At 70.1% G+C, this 4811-nt stretch carries 7 protein-coding genes and 2 pseudogenes; all 9 read right to left on the minus strand.

Features of this window, described 5'->3' with window-relative positions; translation table 11 throughout:
- Nucleotides 1-211: 50S ribosomal protein L16 (gene rplP, locus WD250_10870; GenBank protein ID MEX2620709.1), on the minus strand; the 211-nt coding region annotated here is incomplete at its 3' end.
- 395 nt (nucleotides 212-606) lie between these two features.
- Nucleotides 607-1266, minus strand: a pseudogene (rpsC, locus tag WD250_10875) (30S ribosomal protein S3).
- A 124-nt stretch (nucleotides 1267-1390) separates the two neighbouring features.
- Nucleotides 1391-1711 (minus strand): annotated as a pseudogene (rplV, locus tag WD250_10880) (50S ribosomal protein L22).
- A gap of 35 nt (nucleotides 1712-1746) precedes the next feature.
- Nucleotides 1747-2040 (minus strand): 30S ribosomal protein S19, encoded by a 294-nt coding sequence (gene rpsS, locus WD250_10885; GenBank protein ID MEX2620710.1) that lies wholly within the window; start codon nucleotides 2038-2040, stop codon nucleotides 1747-1749.
- A gap of 11 nt (nucleotides 2041-2051) precedes the next feature.
- A complete protein-coding gene (gene rplB, locus WD250_10890) occupies nucleotides 2052-2882 on the minus strand; it encodes a 50S ribosomal protein L2 (GenBank protein MEX2620711.1) in 831 nt (276 codons plus the stop codon).
- 3 nt (nucleotides 2883-2885) lie between these two features.
- Complete coding sequence (rplW, locus tag WD250_10895) at nucleotides 2886-3176, minus strand: 50S ribosomal protein L23 (protein MEX2620712.1); 291 nt, start codon at nucleotides 3174-3176, stop codon at nucleotides 2886-2888.
- Nucleotides 3177-3860 (minus strand): 50S ribosomal protein L4, encoded by a 684-nt coding sequence (rplD, locus tag WD250_10900; protein ID MEX2620713.1) that lies wholly within the window; start codon nucleotides 3858-3860, stop codon nucleotides 3177-3179.
- Entirely contained in the window at nucleotides 3860-4513 is a 654-nt protein-coding gene (gene rplC / locus WD250_10905) for a 50S ribosomal protein L3 (protein MEX2620714.1), read from the minus strand. Before rplC ends, rplD begins: the two co-directional genes overlap by 1 nt.
- Nucleotides 4514-4665: 152 nt before the next feature.
- Nucleotides 4666-4811 (minus strand): 30S ribosomal protein S10 (locus WD250_10910; GenBank protein MEX2620715.1); only part of this gene is annotated, 146 nt, incomplete at its 5' end.

Consider the following 4811-nt stretch of genomic DNA (forward strand, 5'->3'; position numbering starts at 1 on the left):
GCGGGAAGATGTTGATCCAGACCTTGCCGCCACGCTTGATGTAGCGGGTCATGGCGACACGGGCTGACTCGATCTGGCGGTTCGTGACCCATCCGGCGGTCAGCGCCTGCAGGCCGTAGTCGCCGAACGACACCTCGGTGCCGCCCTTGGCCAGGCCGCGCATGCGGCCGCGATGCTGCTTGCGGTGGGCAACTCTCTTCGGGGACAGCATGCGTGCTCCTACTCCCCCTGCTGGGTGGGCTGGTCGGCCGGCGGCGCCTCGGGCGCGGACTCGGCCGGCGGCTCGGTCGGGGCCTCGCTCGACGGCGCAGTCGGCGCCTCGGGCTCGGTCGGGGTCGCAGCCGACTCGTCGGTCGGCGCCTCCCCCGCCTGCTCGGTGTGCGCGCTGGGCGCAGGGCCCCCCACCGCATCCGTGTCGAGGGGGGCTGGGGCCTCCGGCGGGACGTTGGCTGCGCCGGCGCTGGCCGGCTGCGAGGAGGCCGGGGCGACCGGAGCCGCTTCCTTGGCCTGCTCGTCAGCGGCGTCGCCCATCCCGGCGGTTACGCCGGCCGGCGGCTGCGCCGCGGCGGGGGCCGGCGCCTGCTTCGTCACCGGCTGCCGCTTCTGCTGGCGCGCACGCTGGTCCCGCTGGTCGGACGACGGGAGCTGCTCGCCGGTGTAGATCCAGACCTTGACGCCGATCCGGCCATAGGTGGTGCGCGCCTCGTCGAAGCCGTAGTCGATCTTGGCCCGCAGGGTGTGCAGCGGCACCCGGCCCTCGCGGTACCACTCGGTGCGGCTCATCTCCGCCCCGCCGAGACGGCCCGAGCACTGCACCCGGATGCCCTCGGCGCCAGCCTTCATGGCGTTCTGGGTCGCCCGCCGCATCGCCCGCCGGAAGCTGACCCGACCGCGCAGCTGCTCCGCCACGTTGTGGGCTGTCACCTGCGCGTCCTGCTCGGGGCCCTTCGCGATGTCCTTGATGTTCAGCTTGACCTGCTTGCCGGTCATCTTCTCCAGGTGCGCACGGATCGCGTCGGCCTCGGCGCCCCGTCGCCCGATGACGATCCCGGGACGGGCGGTGACGACGTCCACGGTGACCCGCTCGCGGGTGCGCTCGATGAGGATCACCGAGATGCCCGCATGCCGCACCCGCTCCCGGATGTAGTTGCGGATGCGATCGTCCTCGATGACGTAGGACGCGTATTCCTTGTCGGCGAACCACACGGACTTGTGGTCCTTGATGATGCCGAGACGGAACCCGTATGGGTGGATCTTCTGGCCCACGGTGCTACTCCTCGCCCGGGCTCGTGCCCGGCTTTCTGGTAGGGCTCGTGCCCGGCTTTCTGGTAGGGCTCGTGCCCGGCTTTCTGGTAGGGCTCGTGTTCTGGGGTGGGGCGGGCTTGGCGCCCACCGTGATGGTGATGTGGCTGGTGCGCTTGCGGATCCGGTAGGCCCGCCCCATCGCGCGCGGCTGGTACCGCTTCAGGGTCGGCCCCTCGTCGACGACGGCCAGCGCGACGACCAGGTCGTCGGCGTCGAGGCCGTTGTTGTGCTCGGCGTTCGCCACCGCGGAGTTCAACGTCTTCAGGATCTGACCGGCCACCGCCTTCGGGGACAGCTCGAGCAGACGACGCGCGTCCTCGATCTCGCGCCCCCGGATGTGGGCGACCACCTGGCGCGCCTTGTTCGGGGCCACGCGGGCGTAGCGGGACACCGCCCGCACCTGCACCGACTCGTTCTGTTCGACTGCCATCTGGCGTCCCTCTACCGTCCGCGCTTGACGCGCATCTGCTGCTTCTCGCCGGCGCCGCGCCACTTGATCGCCCGTGTGGGCGCGAACTCGCCGAGCTTGTGGCCGACCATGGATTCGGAGATGTACACGGGCACGTGCTTGCGCCCGTCGTGCACGGCGATCGTGTGACCGACCATGTCTGGGGAGATGTCCGAACGGCGTGACCAGGTCTTGATGACCCGCTTGTCGCCCTTGGCGTTCAGCTCCTCGACCTTCTTCGACAGATGCCCATCGACGAAGGGGCCCTTCTTGAGGCTGCGCGGCATGCTGTTCCCTCCTACCGGCGACGCTTGCCGCGCCGGCGAATGATGTCCCGGTTGGACTGCTTGTTCTTCTTGCGGGTGCGCATCTCCGGCTTGCCCTGCGGGTTGGTGGGGTGGCGCCCGCCCGAGGAGCGCCCCTCGCCGCCACCCAGCGGGTGGTCCACGGGGTTCATGACCACACCGCGGACACTTGGCCGCTTGCCGCGCCACCGGGTGCGGCCGGCCTTGCCGTCGCGAACCAGCTCGTGCTCGGCGTTGCCGACCGCCCCGATGGTGGCCCGGCAGGCGGCGAGCACCATGCGCACCTCGCCCGACGGGAGACGGAGCGCTGCGCGATCCCCCTCCTTGGCCAGCAGCTGCACGCGGTTGCCGGCGGACCGACCGAGCTTGGCTCCACCGCCCGGCCGCATCTCCACGGCGTGCACGATGCTGCCGACGGGGATGTTGCGCAGGGGCAGTGCGTTGCCGGCCTTGATGTCGGCTCCGTCGCCGGACTCCACCATGTCGCCCACGCGCAGACCCTCGGGCGCGAGGATGTAGCGCTTCTCGCCGTCCACGTAGTGCAGCAGGGCGATGTGGCTCGACCGGTTGGGGTCGTACTCGATGGTGGCGACCTTCGCCGGCACCCCGTCCTTCGTGCGACGGAAATCGATCTCCCGGTAGTGGCGCTTGTGCCCGCCGCCCTGGTGGCGCGTGGTGATGCGCCCGTTGCTGTTGCGCCCGGACTTCTTGGGGTTCGGCTTGGTCAGCGACTTCAGCGGCTTGTCGGTCGTGATCGTCGAGAAGTCGGACACGCTCATGTTGCGGCGTGCCGGACTCGTGGGCTTGTACTTGCGAAGGGCCATGGCTCAGAGACCTGCCTCAAAGATGTCGATCGACTCCCCTTCGGCGAGGGTCACGATCGCTCGCTTGGTGTCCTTGCGCTTGCCGTAGTGGGCCCCGAAGCGCTTGGTCTTGCCGACGCGGTTCATCGTGTTCACGCTGGCGACCTTGACGCCGAAGATCGCCTCGACCGCCTGCTTGATCTCGGTCTTGTTGGACCGGGGATCGACGAGGAAGGTGTAGCGGCCCTCGTCGAGCAGCGAGTAGCTCTTCTCGCTGACGACCGGGGCGAAGATGACGTCCCTGGGACTTTGCATCTAGCGGCTCACCTCCACGAGGTCGGCCCGGCGACCGGTGCCGACGTACTCCAGAGCGTCGCGCTGGAAGACGACGGCGTCGCTGCAGAGCACGTCGTAGGTGTTGATCTGGTCGACGGTCAGGATGTGGACGGCCCCGAGGTTGCGGAAGCTCTTCGCCACCGGCTCGTCCCGGGTCGACAGCACGAGCAGCACCTTGCGCTCGGCGAGCTCCAGCGCGGTCAGGAACCCCACCGCCGCCTTGGTGCTCGGGACGTCGAATGCCAGGTCGGAGACCACCCGGATCGCCTCGTCTGCCGCCCGGTCGGACAGCGCGGAGCGCAGCGCCAGGCGCTTCAGCTTCTTGGAGACCCGCTTGGTGTAGTTCTGGTCGCCGGTCGGTCCGTGCGCCACGCCGCCACCCGCCCACTGGGGGGAGCGGATGGAGCCCTGCCGGGCGCGGCCGGTGCCCTTCTGGCGCCACGGCTTGCGCCCACCACCGCGCACCTCGCCCCGGCTCTTGACCTTGGACGTCCCCGACCGGGCGGCGGCCAGCTGCGCGGTGACGACCTGGTGCATGGCGGCGGTGTGCACCTTGGCGCCGAACACCTCCGGGTCCAGGTCCACGGTGCCGTCGGTCGCACCCGACATCGTGTGCACGTCGACCGTCAGGTCCACGGGCGTGTCGCTGCTCGAGGCCCCCATCAGGCTTCACTCCCCGCCGCCGCGGCGGTCCGTGGCTTCGTGGTCTCGCAGACGATGACCAGCGAGCCCGCTGCCCCCGGGACGGCGCCCTTGATGAGCAGGAGGTTGCGCTCGGTGTCGACGCCGACGAGCTCCAGGCGCTGCACGGTGACGCGCTCGCCACCCATGCGGCCGGCCATGCGGGTCCCGGGGAACACCCGGGCGGGCGTGGCGCAGGCGCCGATGGCACCGGGCGCGCGGTGCACCTTGTGCACCCCGTGGCCGGCGCCGAGGCCGGCGAAGCCGTGGCGCTTCATGACCCCCGCGAAGCCCTTGCCCTTGCTGGTGCCGGTGACGTCGACCAGCTCCCCCACGTCGAACTGCCCGACGGTGACGGTCTCGCCCGGCTTCTGGTCGCCGGCGAGCTCGAACTCGACCAGGTGGCGCGTCGGTTCCACCCCCGCCTTGGCGAAGTGACCAGCGAGCGGCTTGTTCGCCCGCTTGCGGGTACCGAAGCCCAGCTGCACGGCCGCGTACCCGTCGCGTGCGACGGTGCGGACCTGGGTGACCGGGCATGGCCCCGCGCGCACGACGGTGACCGGCAGGACCCTGCCCTCGTCGTCGAAGACCTGGGTCATCCCGAGCTTCTCGCCGAGAATCCCTTTACGTGCCATCGGTTTCTACTTCCTCATCTCGTTGCCGCGCCTGGCCCTGCCGGCCTGATACCGGCGGGGTGGGGGTTGGGCTGGGCCACCTGTGGTGGAGGCGACCTAAAAGTGCCGTACCCGGGAGCCGGAACCACAGGTGGCCCAGCCCACGGACCGAGCTACAGCTTGATCTCGATGTCGACGCCGGCTGGGAGGTCCAGGCGCATCAGCGAGTCCACGGTTTTTTGGGTGGGGTCGTGGATGTCGATGAGGCGCTTGTGCGTGCGCATCTCGAAGTGCTCACGCGAGTCCTTGTACTTGTGCG

Source organism: Egibacteraceae bacterium (assembly GCA_040905805.1).
Classification (GTDB): domain Bacteria; phylum Actinomycetota; class Nitriliruptoria; order Euzebyales; family Egibacteraceae; genus DATLGH01.